General features: G+C 70.8%; 28 protein-coding genes. 11 read left to right on the forward strand and 17 right to left on the reverse strand.

Translation table 11 applies throughout. The features are described from left to right. Window positions 1-76: 76 nt before the first annotated feature. Window positions 77-1,282: an MFS transporter gene (locus tag BJ998_RS23095; protein ID WP_184864751.1), complete on the reverse strand. Its 1,206-nt coding sequence runs from the start codon at window positions 1,280-1,282 to the stop codon at window positions 77-79. A gap of 92 nt (window positions 1,283-1,374) precedes the next feature. Continuing rightward, window positions 1,375-2,454, reverse strand: a complete 1,080-nt coding sequence (locus tag BJ998_RS23100) for an adenosine deaminase (RefSeq protein ID WP_184864754.1) — start codon at window positions 2,452-2,454, stop codon at window positions 1,375-1,377. 363 nt (window positions 2,455-2,817) lie between these two features. Between BJ998_RS23100 and BJ998_RS23105 the strand changes: the two genes are divergently transcribed. Next, window positions 2,818-4,044 carry a hypothetical protein gene (locus BJ998_RS23105; RefSeq protein WP_376775892.1) on the forward strand — a complete coding sequence of 409 codons (1,227 nt, stop codon included), beginning with the start codon at window positions 2,818-2,820 and terminating at the stop codon, window positions 4,042-4,044. 162 nt (window positions 4,045-4,206) lie between these two features. Next, window positions 4,207-5,385: a thiolase family protein gene (locus BJ998_RS23110; protein WP_184864756.1), complete on the forward strand. Its 1,179-nt coding sequence runs from the start codon at window positions 4,207-4,209 to the stop codon at window positions 5,383-5,385. A 54-nt stretch (window positions 5,386-5,439) separates the two neighbouring features. Here the strand turns inward: BJ998_RS23110 and BJ998_RS23115 are convergent, their stop codons facing one another. From BJ998_RS23115 to deoC, 3 genes are read right to left on the reverse strand one after another with little or no spacing between them, the layout of a single operon-like run. Continuing rightward, complete coding sequence (locus BJ998_RS23115; protein ID WP_184864758.1) at window positions 5,440-6,300, reverse strand: aldehyde dehydrogenase family protein; 861 nt, start codon at window positions 6,298-6,300, stop codon at window positions 5,440-5,442. Then, entirely contained in the window at window positions 6,293-7,726 is a 1,434-nt protein-coding gene (locus BJ998_RS23120; RefSeq protein ID WP_184864760.1) for an aldehyde dehydrogenase family protein, read from the reverse strand. The genes BJ998_RS23115 and BJ998_RS23120 overlap by 8 nt, the downstream gene beginning before the upstream one ends. 1 nt (window position 7,727) lies before the next feature. Next, window positions 7,728-8,678, reverse strand: a complete 951-nt coding sequence (gene deoC / locus BJ998_RS23125) for a deoxyribose-phosphate aldolase (RefSeq protein WP_184864762.1) — start codon at window positions 8,676-8,678, stop codon at window positions 7,728-7,730. Between the two features lie 59 nt (window positions 8,679-8,737). Between deoC and BJ998_RS46620 the strand changes: the two genes are divergently transcribed. After that, entirely contained in the window at window positions 8,738-9,460 is a 723-nt protein-coding gene (locus tag BJ998_RS46620; protein ID WP_221338095.1) for a DivIVA domain-containing protein, read from the forward strand. 180 nt (window positions 9,461-9,640) lie between these two features. On the opposite strand, the gene BJ998_RS23145 is transcribed toward BJ998_RS46620, so the two are convergent. The 5 genes from BJ998_RS23145 to efeU form a co-directional block, all read right to left on the reverse strand. Continuing rightward, window positions 9,641-9,916, reverse strand: coding sequence for a CU044_2847 family protein (locus BJ998_RS23145; RefSeq protein WP_184864764.1), 276 nt, complete (start codon window positions 9,914-9,916; stop codon window positions 9,641-9,643). Window positions 9,917-10,066: 150 nt separating this feature from the next. Next, window positions 10,067-10,696, reverse strand: a complete 630-nt coding sequence (locus BJ998_RS23150; protein ID WP_184864766.1) for a DUF1707 SHOCT-like domain-containing protein — start codon at window positions 10,694-10,696, stop codon at window positions 10,067-10,069. Window positions 10,697-10,891: 195 nt separating this feature from the next. Continuing rightward, the gene (gene efeB / locus BJ998_RS23155) at window positions 10,892-12,091 is read right to left on the reverse strand and encodes an iron uptake transporter deferrochelatase/peroxidase subunit (protein WP_312890288.1); all 1,200 of its coding nucleotides are present in this window, start codon (window positions 12,089-12,091) and stop codon (window positions 10,892-10,894) included. Beyond that, entirely contained in the window at window positions 12,088-13,242 is a 1,155-nt protein-coding gene (efeO, locus tag BJ998_RS23160; protein WP_184864768.1) for an iron uptake system protein EfeO, read from the reverse strand. The genes efeB and efeO overlap by 4 nt, the downstream gene beginning before the upstream one ends. Then, window positions 13,239-14,075 carry an iron uptake transporter permease EfeU gene (gene efeU / locus BJ998_RS23165; RefSeq protein WP_184864770.1) on the reverse strand — a complete coding sequence of 279 codons (837 nt, stop codon included), beginning with the start codon at window positions 14,073-14,075 and terminating at the stop codon, window positions 13,239-13,241. The genes efeO and efeU overlap by 4 nt, the downstream gene beginning before the upstream one ends. 132 nt (window positions 14,076-14,207) lie before the next feature. Between efeU and upp the strand changes: the two genes are divergently transcribed. Then, complete coding sequence (gene upp, locus BJ998_RS23170) at window positions 14,208-14,831, forward strand: uracil phosphoribosyltransferase (protein ID WP_184864772.1); 624 nt, start codon at window positions 14,208-14,210, stop codon at window positions 14,829-14,831. 164 nt (window positions 14,832-14,995) lie between these two features. On the opposite strand, the gene BJ998_RS23175 is transcribed toward upp, so the two are convergent. After that, window positions 14,996-15,601 carry a TetR/AcrR family transcriptional regulator gene (locus BJ998_RS23175; RefSeq protein ID WP_184864773.1) on the reverse strand — a complete coding sequence of 202 codons (606 nt, stop codon included), beginning with the start codon at window positions 15,599-15,601 and terminating at the stop codon, window positions 14,996-14,998. A gap of 64 nt (window positions 15,602-15,665) precedes the next feature. On the opposite strand from BJ998_RS23175, the gene BJ998_RS23180 reads away from it, so the two are divergent. From BJ998_RS23180 to BJ998_RS23190, 3 genes are read left to right on the forward strand one after another with little or no spacing between them, the layout of a single operon-like run. After that, window positions 15,666-16,145 carry a DUF4188 domain-containing protein gene (locus tag BJ998_RS23180; protein WP_184864775.1) on the forward strand — a complete coding sequence of 160 codons (480 nt, stop codon included), beginning with the start codon at window positions 15,666-15,668 and terminating at the stop codon, window positions 16,143-16,145. 23 nt (window positions 16,146-16,168) lie between these two features. Beyond that, on the forward strand, window positions 16,169-16,375 hold the full coding sequence (locus tag BJ998_RS23185; RefSeq protein ID WP_184864777.1) for a ribbon-helix-helix protein, CopG family: 207 nt from the start codon (window positions 16,169-16,171) through the stop codon (window positions 16,373-16,375). 1 nt (window position 16,376) lies between these two features. After that, entirely contained in the window at window positions 16,377-16,757 is a 381-nt protein-coding gene (locus BJ998_RS23190; protein WP_184864779.1) for a type II toxin-antitoxin system death-on-curing family toxin, read from the forward strand. A gap of 6 nt (window positions 16,758-16,763) precedes the next feature. On the opposite strand, the gene BJ998_RS23195 is transcribed toward BJ998_RS23190, so the two are convergent. Continuing rightward, window positions 16,764-17,324, reverse strand: a complete 561-nt coding sequence (locus BJ998_RS23195) for a DinB family protein (protein ID WP_184868872.1) — start codon at window positions 17,322-17,324, stop codon at window positions 16,764-16,766. 215 nt (window positions 17,325-17,539) lie between these two features. On the opposite strand from BJ998_RS23195, the gene BJ998_RS23200 reads away from it, so the two are divergent. The 3 genes from BJ998_RS23200 to BJ998_RS23210 are packed head-to-tail and all read left to right on the forward strand — an operon-like array spanning window position 17,540 to window position 19,916. Further along, window positions 17,540-17,938 (forward strand): MerR family transcriptional regulator, encoded by a 399-nt coding sequence (locus tag BJ998_RS23200; RefSeq protein WP_184864781.1) that lies wholly within the window; start codon window positions 17,540-17,542, stop codon window positions 17,936-17,938. A 56-nt stretch (window positions 17,939-17,994) separates the two neighbouring features. Further along, window positions 17,995-18,918: an aldo/keto reductase gene (locus BJ998_RS23205; RefSeq protein ID WP_184868873.1), complete on the forward strand. Its 924-nt coding sequence runs from the start codon at window positions 17,995-17,997 to the stop codon at window positions 18,916-18,918. Window positions 18,919-18,929: 11 nt separating this feature from the next. Then, a complete protein-coding gene (locus tag BJ998_RS23210) occupies window positions 18,930-19,916 on the forward strand; it encodes an aldo/keto reductase (protein WP_184864783.1) in 987 nt (328 codons plus the stop codon). Between the two features lie 45 nt (window positions 19,917-19,961). On the opposite strand, the gene BJ998_RS23215 is transcribed toward BJ998_RS23210, so the two are convergent. Next, on the reverse strand, window positions 19,962-20,414 hold the full coding sequence (locus BJ998_RS23215; RefSeq protein ID WP_184864785.1) for a flavodoxin family protein: 453 nt from the start codon (window positions 20,412-20,414) through the stop codon (window positions 19,962-19,964). 236 nt (window positions 20,415-20,650) lie between these two features. On the opposite strand from BJ998_RS23215, the gene BJ998_RS23220 reads away from it, so the two are divergent. Then, entirely contained in the window at window positions 20,651-20,983 is a 333-nt protein-coding gene (locus BJ998_RS23220; RefSeq protein ID WP_184864787.1) for a hypothetical protein, read from the forward strand. Between the two features lie 4 nt (window positions 20,984-20,987). Here BJ998_RS23220 and BJ998_RS23225 read toward each other — a convergent pair whose 3' ends face one another. The 4 genes from BJ998_RS23225 to BJ998_RS23240 form a co-directional block, all read right to left on the reverse strand. Further along, a complete protein-coding gene (locus BJ998_RS23225) occupies window positions 20,988-22,637 on the reverse strand; it encodes a phospho-sugar mutase (protein ID WP_184864789.1) in 1,650 nt (549 codons plus the stop codon). Further along, the gene (locus tag BJ998_RS23230; protein ID WP_184864791.1) at window positions 22,634-23,449 is read right to left on the reverse strand and encodes a purine-nucleoside phosphorylase; all 816 of its coding nucleotides are present in this window, start codon (window positions 23,447-23,449) and stop codon (window positions 22,634-22,636) included. Before BJ998_RS23230 ends, BJ998_RS23225 begins: the two co-directional genes overlap by 4 nt. A gap of 21 nt (window positions 23,450-23,470) precedes the next feature. Then, window positions 23,471-25,177 (reverse strand): serine/threonine-protein kinase, encoded by a 1,707-nt coding sequence (locus BJ998_RS23235; protein ID WP_184864793.1) that lies wholly within the window; start codon window positions 25,175-25,177, stop codon window positions 23,471-23,473. 86 nt (window positions 25,178-25,263) lie between these two features. Next, a complete protein-coding gene (locus tag BJ998_RS23240) occupies window positions 25,264-25,779 on the reverse strand; it encodes a TetR/AcrR family transcriptional regulator (protein WP_184864795.1) in 516 nt (171 codons plus the stop codon).

Consider the following 25,779-nt stretch of genomic DNA (forward strand, 5'->3'; position numbering starts at 1 on the left):
GTGGCGGCGGTCGAAATCCGCCAACCGGACGAAGCACCGGCGGGGCCTCGCACTCTTCTGTGTTGACGACCCTTCTCTATTTGCTGCCCGCCGTGAGCTCTGTGGCCTCGCGGTGGGCGTCCTCGGCGGCCACCGGCGTGGCGATGATCGCCAGCAGGGGGAACGCCGCACCGACCGCGAACGCCGTCGCATAGCCGAAGGCGCCGACCAGGGCCCCGAGCAGCGGCGGCGTCAGCGCGGCGGCGATGTTCTGGGCGGTGTTCTGCGCCCCCAACGCCCGTCCGGACCACGCCGTGCCGGCCAGCTCGGCGGTCGCCGTGAAGCCCAAACCGTTGTCCGCCACGGTGATCACCGCCCCGATGGCGATGACCGCGACCGCCAGCCACGGCGCCACCCGGTCGCCCAATGCCAGCAGCAGCATCACGAGCGTGCTGGCCACCGCGAGTTGCCGCATCGGCCGCAGCCGACTGCCGACCAGGTCAGCCCACCGCCCGGTGACGATCCGCCCCGCCGCACCGGCTGCCTGCACCACGCCGAGGAACACACCCGCGCCGCCGGGCGTCCAGTGCTGCACGCTGACGAGGTACTCCAGGCTGAATGCGGAGATCACGAACTGCGGCACCACCAGCAGGCTGCTCGCACCGTGCAGCCGCCACAGCGCGGACGACCCGAGGTACGGCGACCGCGTCCGTTCCGTCTCCTTGCGCGGCGGCCGCGGCGGATCCTGCACGAGCACGGCGACGAGAATCGCCAGCAGAACGCAGAGCCCGGCCGGGAACAGCAGCGCCGCCCGGTAACCGAAGGCCTGCCCCAGAAACGGCAGTGTCAGCGCGGCGATGCCGACGCCTACCGGCTGTGCCGTCTGACGGATGCCCATGGCCAGGCCCCGCTCGCGCGGCCCGAACCAGCCCATCACGACCCGCCCGCTGGCGGCGTTCACCGACGCGCTCGCGGCGCCGGCAACCAGCAGCAGCACCGCCAGCAGCGTGACGTCGTGCGTGCCGAGGCTGCCCGCGGCCAGCAGCAGGCCGGCCGCCCCCAACCCGAGCGCCATCACGATCCGCTCGCCGTACCGGTCCGCCGCCGCGCCCCAGGCGATCAGCGTCAGCAGCAGGCCCACCGTCGGCGCCGACACCATCACACCGACCTGCGCCAGCGACAGTCCCTCGGCGGCCCGGATGTCCGGCACGAGGAACGGGAGGCCGTACAGGAAGGTGCACGCCGACGCCTGGGCGGACAGCCCGAGGCCCAGGATCAGCCACCGGCGCGGGTTCTCGGCCACCGACCGCCTCCCAACATGTGGACACCACCGCCTACATGTTGGACGCTAGTCGCGATACTTCGGCTACGGCAACGAATTCCCGGATCCTGGAATCAGGCCAGCAGCTCGGCGTAGCCGGGCTTGATCACCTCGTTGATCAGCGCCAGCCGCTCGTCGAAGCCGATGAACGCCGACTTCATCGCGTTGACGGTGAACCACTGCAGGTCCGCCCAGCCGTAGCCGAAGGCCTCCACCAGCGCGGCGAACTCGCTGGACATGGTGCAGCCGCTCATCAGCCGGTTGTCGGTGTTGACGGTGACCCGGAACCGCAGGTCGGTCAGCAGCCCGATGGGGTGCTCGGCGATCGACTTGGCCGCGCCGGTCTGCACGTTGGAGGACGGGCACATCTCCAGCGGGATGCGCTTGTCCCGGACGAAGCCGGCCAGCCGTCCGATGTGGACGGATCCGTCGGCGTCCCGGGTCACGTCGTCCACGATGCGGACGCCGTGGCCGAGCCGGTCGGTGCCGCAGTGCTGGATGGCCTCCCAGATCGACGGCAGCCCGAACGCCTCGCCGGCGTGAATGGTGAAGTGGGCGTTCTGCTGGCGCAGGTACTCGAACGCGTCCAGGCCGCGGGTGGGCGGGAAGCCGGCCTCGGGCCCGGCGATGTCGAAGCCGACGACGCCGGCGTCGCGGTAGCGCACGGCCAGCTCGGCGATCCGCAGCCAGCCCTCGTTCTGCCGCATCGCGCACAGCAGCGTGCCGATCCGGATCTTGTTGCCGGTGTTGCGCTCGCCCAGCCGGAAGCCCTCCTGCACGGCCTCGACGACCTGCTCCAGCGACAGGCCGCTGGGCTCGAACAGCTCGGGGGCGTAGCGGACCTCGGCGTAGACCACGCCGTCGGCGGCCAGGTCCTCGGCCGCCTCGGCGGCGACCCGGACCAGGGCCTGCTCGGACTGCATCACCCCGCAGGTGTGGGCGAAGGTCTCCAGGTAGCGGACGAGCGAGCCGGAGTCGGCCGCGTCGCGGAACCAGGTGCCCAGCGCGTCGGGGTCGGTCGTGGGCAGCTCCCGGTAGCCGATCGTGTCGGCCAGTTCGATCACGGTCTTCGGCCGCAACCCGCCGTCCAGGTGGTCGTGCAGGAGCACCTTGGGGGCGCGGCGGATCGCCTCGGGGGTCATCGGCGTAGGCATTACGACACGGTACCTCCGCGCGGGCGCGGTCCTCGCTCGAGCGATCTTGGGGCGGTATGATCATGGACGGTGTTAACCGTGCCGGTGAAATCCACCCTCTCGTATGGCGGCCGCCGCTGACGAGTGGTATCTCGGCCACGGTGTGCCACCAGGTCGGGGTATGGCATCACTCATACAGGGGATTTTTGGTTTCAGTCAGCAACCGAATGAAGATCGACTAGGTCCCACGAGGCTCGCGGCGTGCTCCGAACGACGCAAATACGGGCACGTCTTCGTCAAGATCCGTGGGGCCGGTTCGTGTCGCCGTGAGTAGCTGGCTAGAGTCGCTGAGTCTCCCCATCCCCATGGACGAAGGCCCCAGCCGTGAACGAGAACAACAACTCCACGATGTCCTTCGATCGGATGCGCAACATGCTCACGCGCGCCGCGGAGATCCGTGAGAGCGAACAGCAGCAGATCTTCGACGCCCTCGACGAGATCCATGCGCGGATGTCCCCGCTCGAATCGCTGGGTTCCGTTCGCAAGCGGCTGTCGGAGCTGCCCGACCGCACCGAGGTCAGCGTGCTGGCCGAGCGCCTCGACGAGGCGCTGGCCAAGCTGGAGGCGCAGGACGGCGCCATCGCCGAGCTCGGCCGCGCTCTCGAGGGCGTTGTCGACAAGCTGGCCAAGCCGTTCGCGCAGCTGGACGGCCGCCTCGACGGCGTCGGTGGGCGCTTCGAGGGCGTCGCCGGCCGGATGGACGGCCTCGAGGACAAGCTGACCCACATCCACAAGCGCCTCGACGACGTCGACGGCCACCTGGACAAGCAGGACAGCAAGGCCGACGCGCTGCCCGGCGTGCTGCACGCCCCGATCCGGGAGCGCCTGGAGGCGTTGGAGACCGCGCTGCGCAGCCGTATCGACGAGGTCGACGAGGGTGTGCACGAGCACCTCGACGGCACCAAGGAGGCGCTGCAGCGCTCCGTCGCCGAGACCGGCGACGGCATCCGGACCGGCATCGGCGACTCCCGTGCCGCGCTGGAGAGCAGCGTCGGCGACGCGCGGGCCGTCCTGGAGAGCAAGCTGGCCGAGGTGCACGGCACCGTCAACGACCGGATCAGCGCCACGCACGACTCCGTGCACGCCAAGCTGGACGACCTCATGTCCCGCCCGGCCGTCGACCCGACCGACCGCCTCGAGGCCCTGGCCCGCCGCCTGGAGCAGGTCTCCACTCGCCTGGACGAGATCGACACCCGGGTCGACGCCGTCGGCGCCGGTGTCGGCGAGCGCATCGGCGACCTGGCCGGCACCGTCACCAGCGGCCTGCAGGATGTTCACGGCACCCTGTCCGCCCGCCCCGACGCCGAGCGGCTGGTGTCCCTGGTGCGCGGCGCCAACGAGGAGTCCGAGCGGCGCAACGCCAGCCAGCTGGACGAGGCCATGGCCACCTTCGCCGAGCTCATCCTCGGCGGCGGCGCGCCCACCCCGCCCCCGCCGCCCACCGCGCTGCCGCGGCCGCAGCGCCGGGCCCGCGCCCCGAAGAACGCCATCGCCAACAAGGGCGAGAAGGTGGACATCGACGGCATCGACCTGGCCGCCGAGGGCGCCTGATCGAGCATCGCTGACGGCCGCCCGCGGGACTCCCGCGGGCGGCCGTTTTGCGCTCCCTGTACGCCGCGGCCGTGGGTGACACCGCTCACCCTCGGCATCTTCTGTATCGGTAGTGAGTCGTAAAATCCAACTCAGCAGGTTAATGCGGGCTGAGGAGGAGTCATGAGGGACGCCGTCATCGTCGACGCGGTACGGACACCGATCGGCAAGGGCAAGCCGGGCGGCGCGCTGTCCGGGGTGCACCCCGTCGACCTGCACGCGCACGCCATCCGGTCGCTGATCGAGCGCACCGGCATCGACCCGGCCGTCGTCGACGACGTGATCAGCGGCGCCGTCGGCCAGATCGGGGAGCAGAGCGGCAACACCGCCCGCTGGGCGGCGCTGTCGGCCGGGCTGCCCGAGTCCGTGCCGGCCGTGACCGTCGACCGGCAGTGCGGCAGCAGCCAGCAGGCCATCCACTTCGCCGCGCAGGGCGTCATCGCCGGCGCGTACGACGTGGTGATCGCCTCCGGCATCGAGTCCATGAGCCGGATCCCGATCGGCAGCCAGACCGTCGGCAAGGACTTCCTCGGCCCCGGGGTCGCCGCCCGCTACCCCGAGGGCCTCGTGCCGCAGGGCATCAGCGCCGAGCTCATCGCCCGGCGCTGGAACCTCTCGCGGGAGCAGTTGGACGCCTTCGCCGCCGAGAGCCACCGGCGGGCCGCCACCGCGTGGGCCGAGGGCCGGTTCGCCGCCGAGGTCGCGCCGCTCAAGGTGGATGCCGTCGAGGTCAACGGGGACGAGTCCGTACGCCCCGGCACCACTGTCGAGGTGCTGGCCGGTCTCAAGCCCGCGTTCAGGTCGGACTTCTGGCAGCAGCGCTTCCCCGACCTGGACTGGCGCGTCACCGCCGGCAACTCCAGCCCGATCAACGACGGCTCGGCCGCCGTGCTCATCACCAGCAGCGAGACCGCCGCCCGGCTCGGCCTCAAGCCCCGGGCCCGGCTGCACTCCTTCGCCGTCGTCGGCGACGACCCGCTGTACATGCTCACCGGCGTCATCCCCGCCACCCGCAAGGTGCTCGACCGCGCCGGCCTCACCCTCGCCGACATCGACGCCTTCGAGGTCAACGAGGCCTTCGCCAGCGTCGTCCTCGCGTGGCAGGCCGAGACCGGCGCCGACCTGAGCAGGGTCAACGTCAACGGCGGCGCCACCGCCATCGGCCATCCCCTGGGCGCCAGCGGCGCCCGGCTGATGACCACCCTGCTCGGCGTCCTCGAGCAGACCGGCGGCCGCTACGGCCTGCAGACCATGTGCGAGGCCGGCGGCCTGGCCAACGCGACGATCATCGAACGCCTCTGAATACGCCGATGGGCCCGGCCGAATACCGACCGGGCCCATCATTCGTCCAGAAGATCACACACCCATCGGGTGCCAGACGGTCTTGGTCTCCAGCACGGCCCGCATCCGGCTGACGTCCGGCTCCCGCGCCCAGTCCGGCTCGCCCCGGCCGGCGCGGACGAGCCGCTTCACGGTGCCGGCGGCGGCCCGCTCCAGGTCGGCCTTGATGGCGTCCGGGGCGCCGGTCAGGTCGAGAGCGTTGACGTCGGCGTGCGCGGCCAGCCACGGCGCGATCTCGGCGGTGCGGCCGGTGAGTACGTTGACGACACCACCGGGCACGTCCGAGGTGGCGAGCACCTCGGACAGGGTGATCGCCGGCAGCGGCCGGTCCTGGCTGGCCACGACGACGCAGGTGTTGCCGGCGGCGATCACCGGCGCGACCACGCTGACCAGCCCGAGCAGGGACGACGCCTGCGGCGCGAGCACGGCGACGACGCCGGTGGGCTCGGGCACGCTGAACGAGAAGTACGGCCCGGCGACGGGGTTGGCGGCGCCGAACACGCTGGCGATCTTGTCGGTCCAGCCGGCGTACCAGACCCAGCGGTCGATGGCGGCGTCCACGATGGCCTCGCCGCGCTTGGTGCCCTCGCTGGCGGCGACCTCGGCGACGAACTGTTCGCGTCGCCCCTCCAACAGCTCGGCGACCCGGTACAGCACCTGCCCCCGGTTGTACGCCGTCGCCCCGGACCAGCCGGGGAACGCCTTGCGGGCGGCGGCCACCGCGTCCCGGGCGTCCTTGCGGGAGCCCTGCGCGGCGTTGGCCAGGAAGCCGCCGCGCGAGTCGTTCACCGGGTAGGACCGGCCGGACTCGGAGCGGGGGAACGCGCCGCCGATGTAGAGCTTGTACGTCTTGGCGACGGAAATGCGGTCAGACATCGAGGTACGCCTCCAGCCCGGCGCGGCCGCCCTCGCGGCCGAAGCCCGACTCCTGGTAGCCGCCGAACGGCGCGGTCGGGTCGAAACGGTTGAACGTGTTGGCCCACACCACGCCGGCCCGCATCCGCTGCGCCGCCCACAGGATCCGGGACCCCTTCTCGGTCCAGATGCCCGCGGACAGCCCGTACGGCGTGTTGTTCGCCTTGGCCACGGCCTCGTCGGGGGTGCGGAAGGTGAGCACCGACAGCACCGGCCCGAAGATCTCCTCACGGGCGATCCGCATGGACTGCTGCACGTCGGAGAACACGGTGGGGGCGAAGAAGAAGCCCTTCTCCGGCACCGGCGCGGGACTGGTCCAGCGCTGCGCGCCCTCGGCGTCGCCGGCGGCGGCCAGCTCCTGGATCTTCTCCAGCTGGGCCCGGGAGTTGATCGCGCCGACGTCGGTGTTCTTGTCCAGCGAGTCGCCGACGCGCAGCGTCGAGACCCGGTAGCGCAGCTTGTCCAGCAGCTCGTCGGCGATCGATTCCTGCACCAGCAGCCGGGAGCCGGCGCAGCAGACGTGCCCCTGGTTGAAGAAGATGCCGTTCACGATGCCCTCGACGGCCTGGTCCAGCGGCGCGTCGTCGAAGACGATGTTGGCGGCCTTGCCGCCCAGCTCCAGCGTGATCTTCTTGCCGGAGCCGGCCAGCGAGCGCTGGATCAGCTTGCCGACCTCGGTGGAGCCGGTGAACGCCACCTTGTCGATGCCGGTGTGGTTGACCAGCTCCGAGCCCACGTCGCCCGCCCCGGGCAGGATGTTGACCACGCCCGGCGGCAGCTCGGCCTGCTGGCAGATCTCGGCCAGCACCAGCGCGGTCAGCGGCGTCGTCTCGGCCGGCTTGAGCACCACGGTGTTGCCGCAGGCCAGCGCCGGCGCGATCTTCCAGGCCGCCATCAGCAGCGGGAAGTTCCACGGGATCACCTGGCCGGCGACGCCCAGCGGCCGCGGGTCCGGCCCGAAGCCGGCGTAGCCGAGCTTGTCGGCCCAGCCCGCGTGGTAGAAGAAGTGCGCCGCGGCCGTCGGCACGTCGACGTCGCGCGACTCCTTGATCGGCTTGCCGTTGTCCAGGCTCTCCAGCACGGCCAGCTCGCGGGCGCGCTCCTGGATCAGCCGGGCGATGCGGAAGATGTACTTGGCCCGCTCGGCGCCGGGCATCCGGCCCCAGACCCGGTCGTAGGCGCGGCGCGCGGCCTTGACCGCGGTGTCCACGTCCGCCGGCGACGCCGTGCTGACCTCGGCCAGCACCTCCTCGGTCGCCGGGTTGACCGTCTTCAGCGGCTCGCCGGAGCCCTCGACGAACTTGCCGTCGACGAACATGCGGTAGGCCGGCTTCAGGTTCGCGATGTCCCGCGACTCGGGCGCGGGCGCGTACTCCCAGTTGCTCATCTCAGTCCACCGTCACGTAGTCCGGGCCGCTGTAGTGGCCCTCCAGCTGGGTGCGCCGCTGCATCAACAGGTCGTTGAGCAGGCTGGACGCGCCGAATCGGAACAGCGTCGGGGTCAGCCACTCCTCGCCGGCGACCTCGCGCACCGCGACCAGGTAGCGGATCGCGTCCTTGGTCGTGCGGATGCCGCCCGCGGGCTTCACGCCGCGCAGTTGGCCGGTGCGGTCCCGCCAGTCGCGCACCGCCTGCAGCATCACGTGCGTGACGGGCAGTGTGGCGGCGGGGGAGACCTTGCCGGTCGAGGTCTTGATGAAGTCGCCGCCGGCCAGCAGCGCCAGCCAGGAGGCCCGGCGCACGTTGTCGTACGTCGAGAGCTCGCCGGTCTCCAGGATCACCTTGAGATGCGCGTCCCCGCAGGCCTGCTTGACCGCGACGATCTCCTCGTACACCTGGCCGTAGCGGCCGGACAGGAAGGCGCCCCGGTCGATCACCATGTCGACCTCGGTGGCGCCGGCCTCGACCGCCAGCTTGGTGTCGGCCAGCTTGACCGCCAGGTTGGACCGGCCGGACGGGAACGCGGTGGCCACGCTGGCCACGCCCACCCCGCTGTCGCCGACGCCGGCCACCGCGGTGGCCACCAGGTCGGGATACACGCAGACCGCGCCGACGTGCGGCACGTCCGCGTACTCGGGGTCGGGCCGGCGGGCCTTGGCGGCCAGCGTGCGGACCTTGCCGGGCGTGTCGGCGCCCTCCAGCGTGGTCAGGTCGACCATGGAGATCGCGGTGTCGATGGCCCACAGTTTCGAGGCCTTCTTGATGCTCCGCGTGCCGAGGCCGGCCGCGCGCTGTTCGACGCCGACCTGGTCGACCCCGGGCAGTCCGTGCAGGAAGCGTCGCAAGGACGCGTCGTCGCGCGTGACCTCCGACAACTCTGTCGTAGAAGGGGCTGACATGGGATCGAGTCTAAGTGGCGTCCGCGTGCGTATGTCTCCTGTGACGTGAGGAGGCCGCCGTGACATTGACCCCCGACGAGGTGCATGAGGTCGTCTTCAACCCGCCCCCGCCCGGGCGCCGGGCCTACCACCCGGGCGAGGTGGACGACTTCGTCGACCGCATCGAGGCGACGCTGCGCGGCGAGGACACGCTCACCGGCCAGGACGTGAACAAGGTCAAGTTCCACAAGCCGCCGGCCGGCGAGGAGGGCTACTTCGACTACGAGGTGGACCAGTTCCTCGCGCTGGCGGCCGAGGCGCTGGGCTGCGGCTACGACATGGCCGAGGTCGACGCGTTCCTGGACCGGGTCGTGAACGCGCTGCACGGCACCGGCCGGCTCAGCGTCGAGGAGGTGCGCAGCGTGCGGTTCAGGCGGGCCGCCGCCGGCGCCGACGGCTACAACGAGGACGGCGTGGACGCGTTCCTGCTCATCGTCGCCAAGGTGCTGGAGCGGCTGGGCGGCCGGCCGCGCGTCCTCACCGCCGACGACATCGTGTCCGTCGGCTTCCACACCGCCCGCCCCGGCGAGCGCGGCTACGACGAGGACGAGGTCGACCACTTCCTCGACAAGGTGGAGGCGACGCTGCGCGGCCGCGGCCACCTCACCGCCGCCCAGGTCCGGGACGTGACCTTCGGCGAGGCGCTCATCGAGGGGGAGGGCTACGACCAGGACGAGGTCGACGCGTTCCTGGACCTCATCGAGGCCCAACTGGCCGCCACCCCCTACCGCCCAGCCGTCTAACCCCCGCGAGTCACGCGCGAGGTCGCGCCGGCCTCTGGACCGCGGGCTCTGCTCGATCGAGTCTTTCCATCGATCGAGCAGAGCCAAGGGAAGAGGCCGGCTTAGGAGCGACCTCGCCCCGTGCGGAACGCACGGCACAAGCACCGGCACACCGAAATCCGGTTTCGGGCAGAGCCGCGCTCAGGCGACCCAGTTCGCCGTGATGGTGCAGCGCGCCTCCGACGCCGTGCCGCCCGTGACCATGAATCCGAACTGGATGGTCACGTCGCTCGGGGGTTCGGCGCCGTTGCGCAGGTTCGCCAGCGCCGCCTGCAGTGTCGGCCGGACCTTCTCCACCGCCTCGCGCAGCGCGCCGCCGGCCTCGGTGACGAGGGAGCCCGAGCGGTCGAGGCCGCCGTCCACCTCGACCAGCACGTGGTCGCCGTCATCCAGCGTCAAAGCCACCACGTTCACCATGACGACTCCTGGAGTTGACCCGATGTTCGCCACAGGTTAGATCCGCGATCGCCGACCAGGCGGGTGAAACCCCGGCCTGTCCCGCCAACGAGGGACAGGGCGTGCCGGATTCCTGCATTCGGTGTGCCGGAGAGCGTGACTCGCCGGGGTTCAGCGACCCAGTTGGCGGCGGTCGGCCTTCCGCGACTTGCGGCGGACCTCGACCGCGCCCATCAGCGCCAGGCCGGTGATGCGCAGCACGGGCGATCCCGGAGCGCCCTGGCCGTCGGCGCCGCGCTCGAACTCACCCATGATCCCGACGCCGTCGATGCGCACGGTCAGCTCCGGCGGCACGATGATCCGGACACTGCCCATGATCGCGGTGGCGGTGATCGTGCACTCGCCGGCCTCGAAACCGGCGTCCCGCAGGTCCAGCTTCACCTCGCCCCAAAACGCCGTCGCGGTGTACTGGGGCGGCACCACCCACTCGCCGCTGCGCACGCTCTGGCTCATGATCGCCACGGAGTTCGTGGACGTCCCCGCGCCGCCGACCATCGGCGCCACCTGACCGGCCGCGGGCACCGCCGGCACCATCGGCATCGGCGTCTGCGCGTCCGGCAGGTCGCGGGTGAACGGCACCAGCTCGCCGAAGGTCTTCGTCTGGTACAGCCCCGCCAGCCGCTCGTCCAGTTCGCTCACGGTCAGCCGGCCGTCGGCCATCGCCTTGTGCAGCACCTGCGCGACCCGCTCACGGTCGGCGTCCGAGGCCCGCATGGACATGGGGTCAGGCTGCTCGCTCACGGGGAGCAGCGTAGAACCCCGGGCTACCGCCGCGCAGGCCCTCCCGGCGGCCGGCTCGGCACCGGCCGCCGGAGCCGGCGCAGCGTGCACGCCCAGCACCGGCACGGCACCGCGACGCATCCCGAATCCGCCATGCCGCACCGCCATCCGTGACCGTTTCCGACGAAGGGAACATCGCCGCCGGCCCCGTGAACGCTACGTGAACAGGCCCTGGCCCCAGAACTGTCCGGGCGTGACACCTGGCGGGCACGCGAACAGCCCGCTGCCGATGTGCTGGATGTACTCGTTGAGCGCGTCGCCGGCCAGCGCCTTCTGCACGGTCACGAACTGCTTGGGGTCCTTCATGAACGCGATGAAGAACAGGCCGCCCAACAGGTTCCCGGTGGAGTCGATGCCGTCGGTGAACGAGTAACCCCGGCGCAGCAGGTGAATGCCGCCGTTGTGTTCGGGCGAGGCGAGCCGGATGTGGGCGTCGTCGGGGATGTCGCTGCTGCCCAGGTTCGGCGTGTCGAACTCGTCGGAGCCGCCCAGCGGCGCGCCGCTGGTCTTGTAGCGGCCGAACACGTTCTGCTGGTCCGCCAGGTAGTCCCGGTCCCAGGTCTCGATGTACATCCGGATCCGCCGCGCCACCAGGTAGCTGCCGCCGCGCAGCCACGGCTGGTCGGTCTCGGCGCCGACCCACACGTTCTGGTCGATCAGGTCGGTCTGCTCCGCGCGCAGGTTGCGGGTGCCGTCCTTGAACCCCATCAGGTTCCGCGGCGTCGCCTGCGCGCTCGACGTCGACGCCGTGCGGCCGAAGCCGAGCTGCATCCACCGCAGCACAACGATTCCGGCGCCGAGCCGGGCCAGGTTGCGCACCGCGTGGAAGGTCACCTGCGGGTCGTCCGCGCACGCCTGGATGCACAGATCCCCGTTGGTGTAGGCGGGATCCAGGTCCTCCGGCACGAGCTTCGGCAGCGGCGCCAGCGCGGCCGGCTTCTTCGCCGCCAGCCCGAACCGGTCGTCGAACAGCGACGGCCCGAAGCCGATCGTCACGGTCAGGTTGCCGGGCTTGAGGCCGTCGGCCTCGCCGGTGTCGGCCGGCGGCGCCTGCAGGTCCGCCGCACCGCCGGGCACCAGGTGCCCCTTGGTCATCGACTCCGCCGCGTCCGTCCACGTCTTGAGCAGCGCGACGAGTTCGTTGCGGTCCTTGGTGACCACGTCGAACGCCGCGAACGTCAGCCGATCCTGTTGCGGCGTGATGATTCCGGCCTGGTGCTCGGCCCGGAACGGCACGATCTGGGTGGCGTTGGCGGCGCTGGCGACGGTCGCCGTCGCGTCGGCCGCGACCAGGCCGCCGATGCCGATCGCCCCCAGCCCGGAGAGCATCCGGCGGCGGGACAGCCCCGGCGTCACTGCGTCACCTTCGCGGCCACCCGGGACATCGCCTCTCCCAACGCGTTCACGGCCTGGGACAACGTCTTCTGCTGATCCTTGGTCACGGTCGAGTAGTCCACGAAACCGGTGTCGAGGTAGCCGGGGCTCTGCTGGTACGGCTTCAACGCCGCCTCCACGGCCGCGTTCTGGTCCTGGACCGCCTTGGCCACGTCCGGCGCGCTCTTCTGCAGCGCCGGCAGCAGCACGGTGAACGCCTGCATCGAGCCGTCCAGGTTGCCCCTGAAGTCCAGCAGGTCGATGTGCGAGTACCGCTCCTCCTCGCCGGTGACCTTGGACTTCTGGATCTCGTTGACGAGCTCGGTGGCGCCGTTGGCGATCTCGGCCGGCTGGAAGGTCGCCTTGGCCACCAGCTGCTGCAGCTTGGTCACGTTGGTGACCAGCTCGTCGGCCACCGGGCCCATGCCGTCCAGCTTCTTGGCCTCGAAGATGGCCTGCTCGATCCGGTGGAAACCCTTGAAGTCACCGGGGTTGTCGAAGTCGTCGGCGCGGCCGTCGATGTTCTTGTCGAGGTCGCCCCAGACCTCCGCGACCGGCTCCACCTTCTCGTAGAACACGCGCGCCTGGCCGTAGGCGACGCTCGCCTTGGCCATGTCGCCGGCCTTCACCGCGTCCGCGAACGCCTTGGTGCCCGTGACGAGCTGGTTGACCTGGTCCACGACCCACTTGCCGTAGTCGGTGGTGGCCGTGACCAGCGCCGGGTTGTCCTTCCACGACTTGGTGGCCTGGCCGGTCACGTGGAAGTCCCAGTGGTCCTGCTTCGCGCCCGGGCAGTACATCTGGTAGTCGCCCTTGGCCAGCTCCAGGGAGAAGCCGCCGCTCAGGCCGGGCGTGAGGTTCTCCTGCTCGCCCAGGATCTGGCCGCCGGACATCAGCTCCGCCTCGGTGACCGCGGCCGCGTCCTTGTTGGTCACCTTGAAGTTCACCGCGCCGCTGGAGATCGACGACGGCGACGGCTGGCAGCCGTCCGCCGTGAGCGTCACCGTGACGTCGCCACCTTCGCCGGCGGGCGCGTTCGACGGCGGGTTCCCGCTGGCGCTGCTGCCCCCGCACGCGGTGAGGGCGAGGGTCGCCGCGGCCGCGATCGCGGTCAGGCCGATGGTGGTTCTCACGGGTTGGTCGCTCCAATCAGCTTCTTCTTCGCGGCCGTCCTCGGCCACAACACGTAGGCGAGCATCGGGACGGCGTAGACCAGCCAGCCCGTCACCTCGATCACCGTCGGGTAGGGCTGGATTCCCAGCACCCCGCTGAACAGCGAGTACAGCGGCGTGCCCTGCACCACCAGCCACGACAGGTTCAGCGCCCGCTGCTGGCCGAACGAGATCCAGTGCGCCTCGAACGCCGTGTGCAGCGTGGACATCACCAGGCCGGCGGCGACGATCACCAGCACGATTCCCGTGATGCGGAAGAACTTGCTCAGGTTGAGCCGGACGCCGCCCTTGTAGATGCCGTAGCCGATGGCGGCGGCGGCCAGGATGCCCAGCACGGCGCCGAGGAACGACAGCGTGGCGTTGCCGCTGGCCTGGGTGAGCGCCAGCAGGAACACCGCGGTCTCGAAGCCTTCGCGCAGCACCGCCAGGAACGCCATGACGACCAGCGCCATCGTGGAACCCTGGGCCAGCGCGCTCGCGGCGGCGCCCTCGAGTTCCTTCTTCAGGCCGCGGGAGTGCTTGGCCATCCACAGCACCATGTACGTGACCATGACCACGGCGAGCGCGCCGACGACGGTCTCCAGGCCCTCCTGGCCCTGCTGCGGCAGCTCCTGGGAGAGCAGGCGCAGCCCGACGCCGATCACGATGCAGAGCGCCACCGCGATGCTGACGCCGATCCAGACCTGCCGCAGTGCGTCCCGGCGGCCCTGCTGGGCCAGGAACGCGGCGATGATCCCGACGATCAGCGCGGCCTCCAGGCCCTCACGCAGTCCGATCACGAACGTGGGTAGCATCGACTCTCCTGATCAGGCGTGCCTTACCTGTAAGTAAGGCGAGGCTATCTAAAACACCCGGCGGCGCACTGTCAACCAGATGGGGGACCTGTCACGCGGAAGCCGGACATCCAGCGGCTAACGTGACCGCCCATGGACGTCCTCGTCGTCGATCACCCGCTGGCCAGGGCCCGCCTGACCACCATGCGGGACGCGCGCACCGACAGCGCCGCGTTCCGGGCCGCCCTGCACGAGCTGACTGTGATGCTCGTCTACGAGGCGACCCGGGAGGCCCCGGTGGCCACCGAGCGGATCCACACGCCCGTCGCGCGCACCGACGGCTACCGGCTGAGCAACCCGCCGCTGCTGGTGCCGGTGCTGCGGGCCGGCCTGGGCATGGCCGACCAGGCGCACAAGCTCATTCCGGACGCCCAGATGGGCTTTGTCGGGTTGGCCCGCGACGAGCACACCCTGCAGCCCACGCCGTACATGGAGTCGCTGCCGGAGAGCCTGGCCGGGCGACCGGTGCTGGTGCTCGACCCGATGCTGGCCACCGGCGGGTCGATGGTGCACACCATCAACCTGCTCACCGAGCGCGGCGCCACCGACGTGACGGCGGTGTGCGCGCTGGCCGCGCCGGAGGGCATTCGCCGGCTGGAGGAGTCCGGGCTGCCGGTGCGGGTGGTGACCGCGAGCATCGACGAGCGGCTCAACGAGTCCGGCTTCATCGTGCCCGGCCTCGGCGATGCCGGTGACCGCCAGTACGGCTCCGTCTGAGAAAACCTTTACTTCTAACGGTTGCCAGTTTTCCGGCTGCGTCTTTTCGAGTGTCCGCACTGGTCTAGACCTTGACTAAGGGTGGTCTGGACCACATTATTTCCGTGCGAGGCCCGGGGAGGTCACGTGGCGGCCACTTCCCCGGGTCTCGTTTCGTTCTCGGCTCAGGTTGCGTCCTTGGCGCGCCAGCCGTCCACGTGTCCCCGCAACGCGCGTTCGTAGACCACGTCCATCTGCTCCCGTGGCGGCAGGTTGTGCTGGAGTTCCAGCGACACCAGGCCGTGCACGAGGCCCCATGACGCCACCGCGATCACTTCCGGCGACTCGTCGACGTAGACGCCGGCCTCGACGCCTCGACACACGGTGTTGTGGAGGATCTCGAACGCGCTGCCCGACACCTCCGCCAGCAACACGTCCTGGCGCACGTGTGCACGCGCCGCGTCCGTGAACAGCAGCGTGTACAGGTGCGGCTGCGCCAGCGCGTAGGCGCGATACGCCAGGCCGAGTTGGACCAGGTCCTCGGCCGGGTCGTCCGAGGAGGCGGCCGCCCTGAGCTGCCGTGCGAAGCCCTCGAACGCCTCCAGGTAGACGGTTCTGATCAGGCCGGGCTTGCCGCCGAACAGCGAGTACACCGCCGTCGTCGACGTGCTCACGTCGGCCGCCAGCTTGCGCAGGCTGAGCGCGTCCACCCCGTCCGTGGAGATCAGTTCCGCCGCGCAGGTCAGCAGTCGGCCGCGCAGGGCCTCGTCGTGGGTCTTCGGTCGTGGCACTTGACGAGCATAACCGAAACGGTGTTTTATAACGGCGTCATGAAACATGGGGAGGGGATCTGAGATGGTGTTCGACGGACGCTGGACCGCTCGGCTGCCGGAAGAGGGCGGCGTCGTGTTCCTGATCGGCATGCGGTTCAACAAGTGGTGGCGGGTGGACAAGTGGCTGCCCGTGGTCCGGGCCATGCCGCGGATGCTCATGCACCTGGGCAAGCACCCCGAGCTGGGGTTCCTCGGCGGGCAGTCCTGGTTCGGCCGGACGACCATCCTCGTGTCGTACTGGCGCAGCGCCGACGACCTGATCGACTTCGCCTCGGCCAGGTCCGCGCCGCACCTGGAGGCGTGGAAGGCCTACAACCGGGCCGTCGGCGCCGACGGGACCGTCGGCGTGTGGCACGAGACCTACGTCGTGCGGCCCGGACAGGCCGAGGCCGTCTACGCCAACATGCCCGCCTTCGGGCTCGGCCAGGCGTACGCCCATGAGCAGATCACCAAGGACAGCAACAACTCTCGGAAGCGGCTGGCCACCGCTGGACCCGTCTGATACCAGATTGGTACCGTGGCGGCGTGGCGATGACTCTGCGGTTGAGCGAAGAGGAGAACCGCCAGCTCGACGAGCTGGCGGCCGCCGAGGGGCGCTCCAAGCAGGAGATCGTGCGACTCGCGCTGGCCGAGCGCTGGGCCCGGCTGCAGAAGGAGGAGCAGCTCGGCGAGGTGCTGGGTCGGGTGCTGCCGCGGTACCAGGGGCTGCTCGACCGGCTCGGTTCCGCCTGAGTTGACCGACTACCTGGACGCCGGCGACCTCCTCGTGCTGGCCACCGCCGTCACCGGCGGCGACCTCGTGGTGCGGGACCTCGGCCTGCTCGACTCCGCCGCCTACCGGCCCCGCGCCACCGTGCTCGGCGTCGAGGCGTACGCCACCCTCTGGCTCAAGGCCGCCGCCGTGCTCCATTCCATCGTGCGCACCCGTCCCCTCGCCGAGGGCAACTGGCGCCTCGGCTGGGTCGCCGCAGTCGCCCTGTGCGACATCAACGGCTGGTGGATCGACGCCGACGAGGACGAGGCCCTCGGCGTCGTCCGCGCCGTCGCCCACGGCCGCCTCGAGGTCACCGACCTGGCCGCCCGCTTCGAGGCCTGGTCCGTCCCCAAGACCTGACCGTTCTCAGCCGGCTGCCTTCGCCGCCCGCTCGATCTCCTTGCGCCGCGCTTCCCAGAACGCTTCATCGCGCTGGGCGTTCGTCCCCGTCGCGCCGTCGAGCTGTTCGCGCAGGATGTCCGCGTGTCCGGCGTGCCGGCTCGTCTCCGTGAGCATGTGGACCAGGACGTTGAACAACATCACGTCGGGCCTCGGCCACCACGGCACGTGCCCGGGCGCGTCGATGGCGAGCGCCTCGATCGTCCCGTCCGAGTGCTCCCACACGCGGCGGTAGCGCTCGACGATCTCCCCTCGCGTCTCGTGCTCGGTCGCCCACATGTCCGCGCCCCGCTGCCCGAGGTCGTCCCACCGGGCCATCGGCTCCGGGAACGGCCGGCCGAACACCTCGCCGAAGTACCGGGACTCCGACAGAGTCAGGTGCTTGACCAGGCCGAGCAGGTTCGTCCCCGTCCCGGTCAGTGGCCGGCGGATGTCGTACTCGCCGAGCCCTTCGAGCTTGTGGAGCATCACCTCGCGAACCTCTCTCAGGTCGCCGTGCAGATACTCCTTCGCGAATTCATCGATCACAACGCTCAAGACTGCCCGCTCCCGGCCGCCCCACCGCAGCCCCCACCGCTCCCTGGGGGCAGCCCCGCAACCATTCTACCGGGGCAAGGTCACGAAGCCGCTGGTCAGCGATCTTCCTGTGGATAACTCGACAGGGTGTGGACAAACGCTTGCGGTTCGGCGGGGGACTGGTAGCGCTTGACCTGGAGTGCACTCCAGCTTCTACGGTCGGTGTCGTGACATACTCGATCGCCCAGGCAGCGGAACGAAGCGGGTTGTCCATCGACACCCTCCGCTACTACGAACGAATCGGGCTGGTCGATCCGCCGGCCCGGGACTCCGGGGGACGCCGCTCGTACTCCGACGACGACCTCTCATGGCTGGAGTTCCTCACCAAACTGCGCACGACCGGCATGCCGATCCGGATGATGCGTGAGTATGCCCAGCTCCGGCACAAGGGGCTGGCCACCGCCGGCCGCCGCAAGCAGTTGCTGCACGAGCACCGGACCGACGTCCGGCAGCGCATCGCCGAACTCCAGGCGTGCCTGGCCATCCTTGATTACAAGATCACCAACTATGCCGAGATCGAGGCCAAGATGGCCGGCGAGACGCTGGTGCAGGAGGTGTCCGCGTGACCGTTCCGACCAGGCGGCTGGGGGAGCTCCCGGTCGGTGCCCAGGGACTCGGCTGCATGGGCATGAGCCAGTCCTACGGCCAGGGCGACGACACGGAGTCGGTGGCGACGATCCACCGCGCGATCGAGCTGGGCGTCACCCTGTTCGACACGGCCGACGTGTACGGCGCCGGCGCGAACGAGGAACTGCTCGGACGGGCCCTCAAGGGACGCCGTGACCAGGTGACGATCGCGACCAAGTTCGGGTTCGTGCCCGGTGACGGCGGTGGGCTCGCGGTCCGCGGCAACGCGGCGTACGTGCACGAGGCGGTGGACCGGTCGCTGGCCAGGCTCGGCGTGGACCACATCGACCTCTACTACCAGCACCGAGTCGACCCGAACGTGCCGATCGAGGAGACGGTCGGGGCGATGGCCGAGCTGGTGCAGGCCGGCAAGGTCCGCTACCTCGGCCTGTCCGAGGCGGGCGCGGAGTCGATCCGGCGCGCGCACGCCGTGCACCCGATCACCGCGCTGCAGAGCGAATGGTCGCTGTGGACCAGGGACATCGAGGCGGAGGTCCTGCCGGTCTGCCGCGAGCTGGGCATCGGCATCGTGCCGTTCTCGCCGCTGGGCCGCGGCTTCCTGACCGGCAGCCTGAACTCGTACGACAAGCTCGGCGCGGACGACATGCGGCGCGGCCTGCCGCGGTTCTCGGAGGAGAACTTCAACCAGAATCTCGCGATCGTGGACCGGCTCAACTCGCTGGCGGCGCAGCGCGACGTGACGGCCGGGCAGCTGGCCCTGGCCTGGGTGCAGCACCAAGGCGACGACGTGGTGCCGATCCCGGGCACGAAGCGCCGCAAGTACCTGGAGGAGAACGTCGCCGCGGCGCAGCTGGAGCTGACCGCCGAGGACCTCGCGGCCATCGCCGCGGCCGCGCCGGTCGACTCGGTGGCGGGCGACCGGTACCACCCCGCGATGCGGCAATACGTCGGACGCTGACAAGGAGAGAAATGGAATCGCGCAAGCTCGGCGACCTCGAGGTGTCCGCACAGGGCCTCGGTTGCATGGGGATGAGCGAGTTCTACGGACAGGGCGACGACGCGGAGTCGATCGCGACCATCCACCGCGCGATCGACCTGGGCGTCACGCTGCTCGACACCGCCGACATGTACGGCATCGGCGCGAACGAGGAGCTGGTCGGGCGGGCCATCAGGGACCGCCGCGACCAGGTGGTGCTGGCCACCAAGTTCGGCTTCGTCCGTGACCCGAAGGACCCGAGCGTGCGGGGTGTCCGCGGCGACGCGGCCTACGTGCGCGAAGCCGTCGACAAGTCGCTGGCCAGGCTCGGTGTCGACCACATCGACCTCTACTACCAGCACCGGGTCGACCCGAACGTGCCGATCGAGGAGACGGTCGGGGCGATGGCGGAGCTGGTGCAGGCCGGCAAGGTCCGGCACTTGGGCCTGTCGGAGGCCGGTCCGGAGACGATCCGGCGGGCCTACGCCGTGCACCCGATCGCCGCACTGCAGACGGAGTGGTCGCTGTGGTCGCGGGACATCGAGGACGAGATCGTCCCGGTGTGCCGTGAGCTGGGCGTCGGCGTCGTGGCGTACTCGCCGCTGGGCCGAGGCTTCCTCACCGGCCGCTTCACCTCGACAGACAGCTTCGGCGAGGACGACTTCCGCGTCGCCGGGCAGCCTCGGTTCAGCGAGGAGAACCTCGCCAAGAACCAGGCGATCGTCGAGGCGCTGAAGGCTGTCGCCGCCGCACGCGGCGTCACCGCCGGGCAGCTGGCGCTGGCCTGGGTGCAGCACCGGGGGCAGGACGTGGTGCCGATCCCGGGCACGAAGCGCCGCAAGTACCTGGAGGAGAACGTCGCCGCGGCGCAGCTGGAGCTGACCGCCGACGACCTCGCCGCCATCGAGGCCGCCGTGCCGGTCGACGCCGTCGCGGGTGCGCGCTACCCCGAGGCGGGGCTGCGCATGGTCGGCAAGTGATCTAGACGAAACCGCCGGCCTCGGAAATCCGAGGCCGGCGGTTTTTCATGCCATCAGCCCGGCGGCCACCGTCGCCCCCAGTTCCCAGCACGCCTGCAGGTCGTCCTTCGACGGTGTGGCGGTGACCAGCACGTGTTCGGTGACCCGGTTCCAACCGAGGCCCTTGGTGATGCTCTCCACGCTGCGCACGGCGCCCGACATGTCGCTGTTGCCGTGCACGTACAACCCGTACGGGCGTCCTTGTGTGGCGTCCAGGCACGGGTAGTAGACGAGGTCGAAGAACACCTTCAGCGCGCCGGACATGTAGCCGAGCGAGGCCGGCGTGCCGAGCAGGAAGCCGTCGGCTTCGAGCACGTCGACGGCGCCGGTGGCGAGCGCCGGTTTGCGGACGACCTCGACCCCTTCGATCTCGGGCGTTGTGGCTCCGGCCACAGTCGCCTCGAACATCGCCTGAAGATTCGGCGACGGAGTGTGGTGCACGATCAGCAGTCGGGGCACCCGTACGACGATGCCGAGCGGCCCGCGCGACCGCAACCTGTCGACGGTGCGTAGCCGACGGCGGTGGCGAGAATCGTGCTGCCAGCGCGATTCCGGACTGGCGCGTCCGACCGGGTGACGGAGTGTGGTGCGCCGATGTGCCGACGGGTCAAGGAAAAACGCCGCGGCGGGCAGGCAACCGGGTGGCCACCCCGGCCGTCTGACCAAGAGGAAACGCTGGTATAGATGGAAGAACTGTGGACGTCACCTCAACTCTCCTGTCCGGCAGCCGGCGCAAGCGTGTGGTCTACGCGGGCTGGCTCGCCGTAGGCATCGGCCTGATCGGTGCACCCCTTGTGGTCCTGTCGCTGTGGCCCGGCATCGACCACACCCCCTACTCGGCCAACACGGTCCTGCTCGCCTTCGGACTGTGCCTGAGCTCCATCTCCTACGCGTTCGGCCGCGCGGCCGTCGCGGGCATGACGGAAAGCCGGCCCCGACCGGTGTCGGGACCGGGCAACATCCCCTATCTGCTGGCCGGCCTGTTCCTGGCGGTCGCGGTGGTCTCGCTGGTCATCGCGGCGGCCTGAGCCGTCAGTCGAACAACGCAGCAACCTCGCCGCGCAGCGCGGCCAGCCGTGCCACGGCACGCTGCCGCGCGGCGGCCAGACCGTCCCGATCCGGTACCGGTTCCACGATCTCCAGGTACGCCTTGAGCTTCGGCTCGGTACCCGACGGCCGGATCAACACCCGCACACCCTCGCCGCGCAGCGCCAGCACGTCGGCACGCGGCCGCAGGTCCTCGGCAGTCACCGATACGTCCGCCAGCGACGTCGGCGGATCGGTGCGCAACTTCGCCATCAACTCGCCGATCCGGCTCAAATCGGTCACCCGCAGCGAAACCTGGTCGGTCAGGTGCAAACCGTGCGTGACGGCCAGGTCGTCGAGCACGTCCAGCGGCGAGCGACCCTCGGACTTCAGCCCGGCGGCCAGGTCGCACGCGAGCACCGCGGCCGAGATGCCGTCCTTGTCCCGCACGTAGTCCGGGTCGACGCAGTGCCCGAGTGCCTCCTCGTACGCGTAGACGAGACCGGTTCCGGTGCCGTCACCGGCGCGAACCAGCCACTTGAAGCCGGTCAGCGTCTCGTCGTAGCGAGCGCCATGCGCGGCCGCCACCTTCGACAGCAGCGAGGACGACACGATCGTGGTCGCCACCAGCGCATCAGTCGCGTCCATCGTGGACAGGATGTGCTCGCCGAGTAGCACCCCGGTCTCGTCGCCGCGCAGCATGCGCCACGACCCGTCGCGTTCCTTCACGCCCAACGCACACCGGTCGGCGTCCGGGTCCAGGGCGATCGCCAGGTCGGCGTCGACGTCGGCGGCCAGAGCGAGCAGAAGGTCCGTCGCGCCCGGTTCCTCCGGGTTCGGGAACGACACCGTGGGGAAGTCGGCGTCCGGCTCCCGCTGCTGCGTGACGAAGTGCACGTCGGTGAAGCCCGCGGCGGACAACACCGCGGCGAGAGTCTCGGCGCCGACGCCGTGCATCGGCGTCGCGGCCACGCGCAGCGACCGGGCGCCGCCGACAGGCAGGCTCGCCGCCCGTGCGACGTACTCGCCGACCTCGGCATCGGAGAGGGTGGTCCACGTCTCCGAGCGCGGCACCGACACCGCGGCGGGCACCTGCGCGATCGCCGCCTCGATCTGGCGGTCGGTCGGCGGCACGATCTGCGCCCCGTGCTCGATGTACAGCTTGTAGCCGTTGTCGGCGGGCGGGTTGTGCGACGCCGTGATCTGCACGCCGGCGACGGCGTTCAGCCGCCGCACCAGGAACGCCGTCACGGGCGTTGGCAGTGGTCGGTCCAGCACCCGCACGTCGAACCCGGCCGCCGCCAACACGCCGGCGACGGCCCGGTGGAACTGCTCCGATCCGTGCCGCGCGTCCCGACCGACGACCACGACCCCGCCGCCGTGACCGTTCCGCTGCAGCCAGTCCGCGAGGCCGGCGGTCGTCCGCACGACCACGGCCTCGTTCATGCCGTTCGCGCCGGCACGCACCGGCCCGCGCAGGCCGGCGGTGCCGAACGTCAGCGGCCCGCCCATCCGGTCGGCCAGGTCGTCGATCGCCGCCTGGTCGCCGGCCATCGCCCGGGCCAGGACGCCCTGCAACTCGGTGCGGGCGTCCTGGTCGGGGTCGTCGGCGATCCACCGGAACGCGGCGTCGCGCGCCGACGGCGCGAGGCTCATACCTTCGCCACCAGGTCACGCAGCAGGGTGCCCATGTCGGTGGCGGCCAGCCGGCCGGCCTCCAGGACCTCCTCGTGGTTGAGCGGCTCGCCGGTGATGCCGGCCGCCAGGTTCGTCACCAGCGACAGGCCGAAGACCTCGGCGCCGGCGGCGCGCGCGGCGATCGCCTCCAGGGCGGTCGACATGCCGACCAGGTCCGCGCCCATGGTGCGCAGCATCCGGATCTCGGCCGGCGTCTCGAAGTGCGGGCCGGGCAGCGCTGCGTACACGCCGTCCTCCAGATCGGGGCGGATCGTGCGCGCCACGTCACGCAGCCGTGACGAGTAGAGGTCGGTGAGGTCCACGAACCGGGCCCCGACCAGCGGTGACCGCGCGGTCAGGTTGAGGTGGTCGCTGATCAGCACCGGCTGCCCGACGCGCATGCCCTGGCGCAGGCCGCCGGCCGCGTTGGTGAGGATCACGGTGCGCACGCCGGCCGCGGTCGCGGTGCGCACGTTGTGCACCACCGGGTCGATGCCGAAGCCCTCGTACAGGTGCGTCCGGCCGAGCATGACCAGGACGCGGTTGTCGCCCAGCTTCAGCGAACGGATCGTGCCGCCGTGGCCGACCGCGGTCGGCGCGCGGAACCCCGGCAGCTCCGGCATCGGCACCTCGTGCTCGGCCTCGCCGATCACGTCGGCCGCCGGCCGCCAGCCGGAGCCGAGGACGACGGCGACGTCGTGCTGGTCGACGCCGGTGCGCTCGACGAGCGCCGCCGCGGCGGCCGTCGCCAGCGCGTCGGGGGAAATGGAGTCTTCGCTGATACCGGTCACACGGGCGAGCCTAAATCACCCTCAGTCGGCCACCTGGAACTGCTGGGAGATCTGCGCGAACAGCCGCTTGGCCGCGGCGTCGGCATCGCTGCCGACCGGCGCCTTCACGCCGACCACCCACAGGTCGTTGCCCTTGACCAGCACCATCGCGATCGTGTGCGGCGGGGCCGACCCGCCGGTGTCCTGCGCGTACTCGATCTGCTGGCCGCCGCTGAAACCCGGCACCGAGATCGGTGTCAACGGCTGCACGGTCACCTTCGGCAGCGCCTTCACCGCGTTCACGTAGGCGTCGACCTTCGTGAACTTGGGGAACCGCTGCACGGACAGCTCCTGCGTGCCGTCCTTGCTGATGAAGAACACCTGCGCCCTGGCCGGCAGCGAATCGGTGGGCGGCCGGTTCTGGCTGAACTGCTGCCAGTCGGGCGGCACGTCCAGGGAGAAGTCGCCGCCGGAGTCGCCGGTGGTCGGCACCGCCTTGCCGTGGACCCGGGTGGTCGGCACCTTGGCGGTCGTGGTCGAGGTGGGTGACGTGCTGGGCGTGCCGCCGAACGCAACCGCCGTCGGCAGCAGCACCTGGCCGCCGAGGTAGCGGGTGAGGACAAAGCCGCCGGCCATCGACACCACCACGATCACGGCCGCGACCAGTGCCAACACCGCCGTGCCGAGCTTGCCGCGACGTCGGCGCGGCTTCGGGCCCGGTGCGGGCGTCGAGCCCGTCACCATGAACGGCAGCGGGCCCGGGTCGCTGGCCAGCGGCGTGTCCGTCGGCGCGATCGGCGTCTTCGGCGGCGCGAACTGCTTGGACAGCGAGCCGGCCGGGCGACGCGGCTTCGGCGGTGTCACCGGCGGGGCGTCCGGGTTCGGCGCCGGGAAAAGCACCGTGCCCGGCTCCGGCAGCAGCGGGCGCAGCCGCCGGCGCACCTCCGCCAGCGTCATCCGGGCGTCCGGGTCCTTCACCATCAGGCCGGTGATCACCGGTTCGAGCTCACCGGCCGAGGTCGGCTTCGGCACGTCGCCGTGCACCACCTCGGTGACCGTGGCCAGCGGGTCGTCGTCCGCGTCGTACGGCGGCACGCCCTCGACGACCGCGAACAGCGTCGCGCCGAGGCTCCACAGGTCGGCCGCCGGCGTCACCTCCTGACCGGAGGCCACCTCCGGCGCGATGTAGGCCGGCGAGCCCAGCATAATGCCGGTGCTGGTCATCGTGTTCTCGGCGACGTTGCGGGCGATGCCGAAGTCGGTGAGCTTGATCTGCCCGCTGTCGCCGACCAGCACGTTGCCCGGCTTGACGTCACGGTGCGTGATGCCGGCCCGGTGCGCGGCCTCCAGTCCCGCCGCGACCGCGTCCGCCACCGCCGCTGTCTGCTGCGTGTTCAGCGGACCTTGCTGGCGCACCACCTCGGCGAGGCTGCGCGAGGGCACCAGTTCCATCACCACGAACGGCTCGCCGTCCTGCCGGGCGATGTCGTGCAGGGTCACCACGTTCGGGTGGGACAACACCGCGATGGCACGCGCCTCCCGCAGCGTCCGCTCCCGTAGCGCGTCCGCCTCGCCCGCCGGGATGCCCGGCGGCAGCAGCACCTCCTTGACCGCGACCTTGCGTTGGAGGAACTCGTCGTAGGCAGCCCACACCGTGCCCATCGACCCGTTGCCCAGCACGTGTTCGAGCCGGTAGCGGCCGGCGATCACGCGGGACCGGGCGGGCTGCGGAGTTTCCGGCGTGGACATGCGGCCATTCTCCACGAGTCGGGCCCGGCCGTTTTTCTCAGACCCCCGGCTTGTCAGGCCTCGGTTGTCGGCCCTTCGCTGCTACCTCACCGCGAGCGGAGACCGTCGAGCACGACCAAGGCCAGAGGGTCGTCGGCGCGGGCTCCCTGACGGCAGACGACGAGGGAAAGCAGGTCGAGGACGGCGGCCGGCTCGATGTCGGCGCGGAGACTGCCCTCGGCCTGGGCAGCCTTGATCACATCGAGGACCACGGCGTGCAGCCGGGCGACGGGCTCGGCGACGTCGGGATCGTCGACCGGCACGGACTTGAGCATGGCGAAGGGTTCCTGCACGGCGTCGCGCACGTAGCCGAGGAGGACCTCCCACCGCGGCAGGTCGCTGGCGGCGGCCGAGGCGGTGCGGGCGGTGAGCCGGCTGAGGACGTCGCAGCTGATGAGCGCGAGCAGCGCGGCGCGGTCGGGGAAGTGCCGGTAGAGGGTGCCGACGCCGAGCCCGGCGGCCCGGGCGATGTCCTCCATGGACACGGCCTCGCCGTCGGCCATGAACACCCGCGTGGCGGCGCGCACGATCAGTTCGCGGTTGCGCCGCGCGTCGGCCCGCAC

This window comes from Kutzneria kofuensis (assembly GCF_014203355.1).
Classification (GTDB): domain Bacteria; phylum Actinomycetota; class Actinomycetes; order Mycobacteriales; family Pseudonocardiaceae; genus Kutzneria; species Kutzneria kofuensis.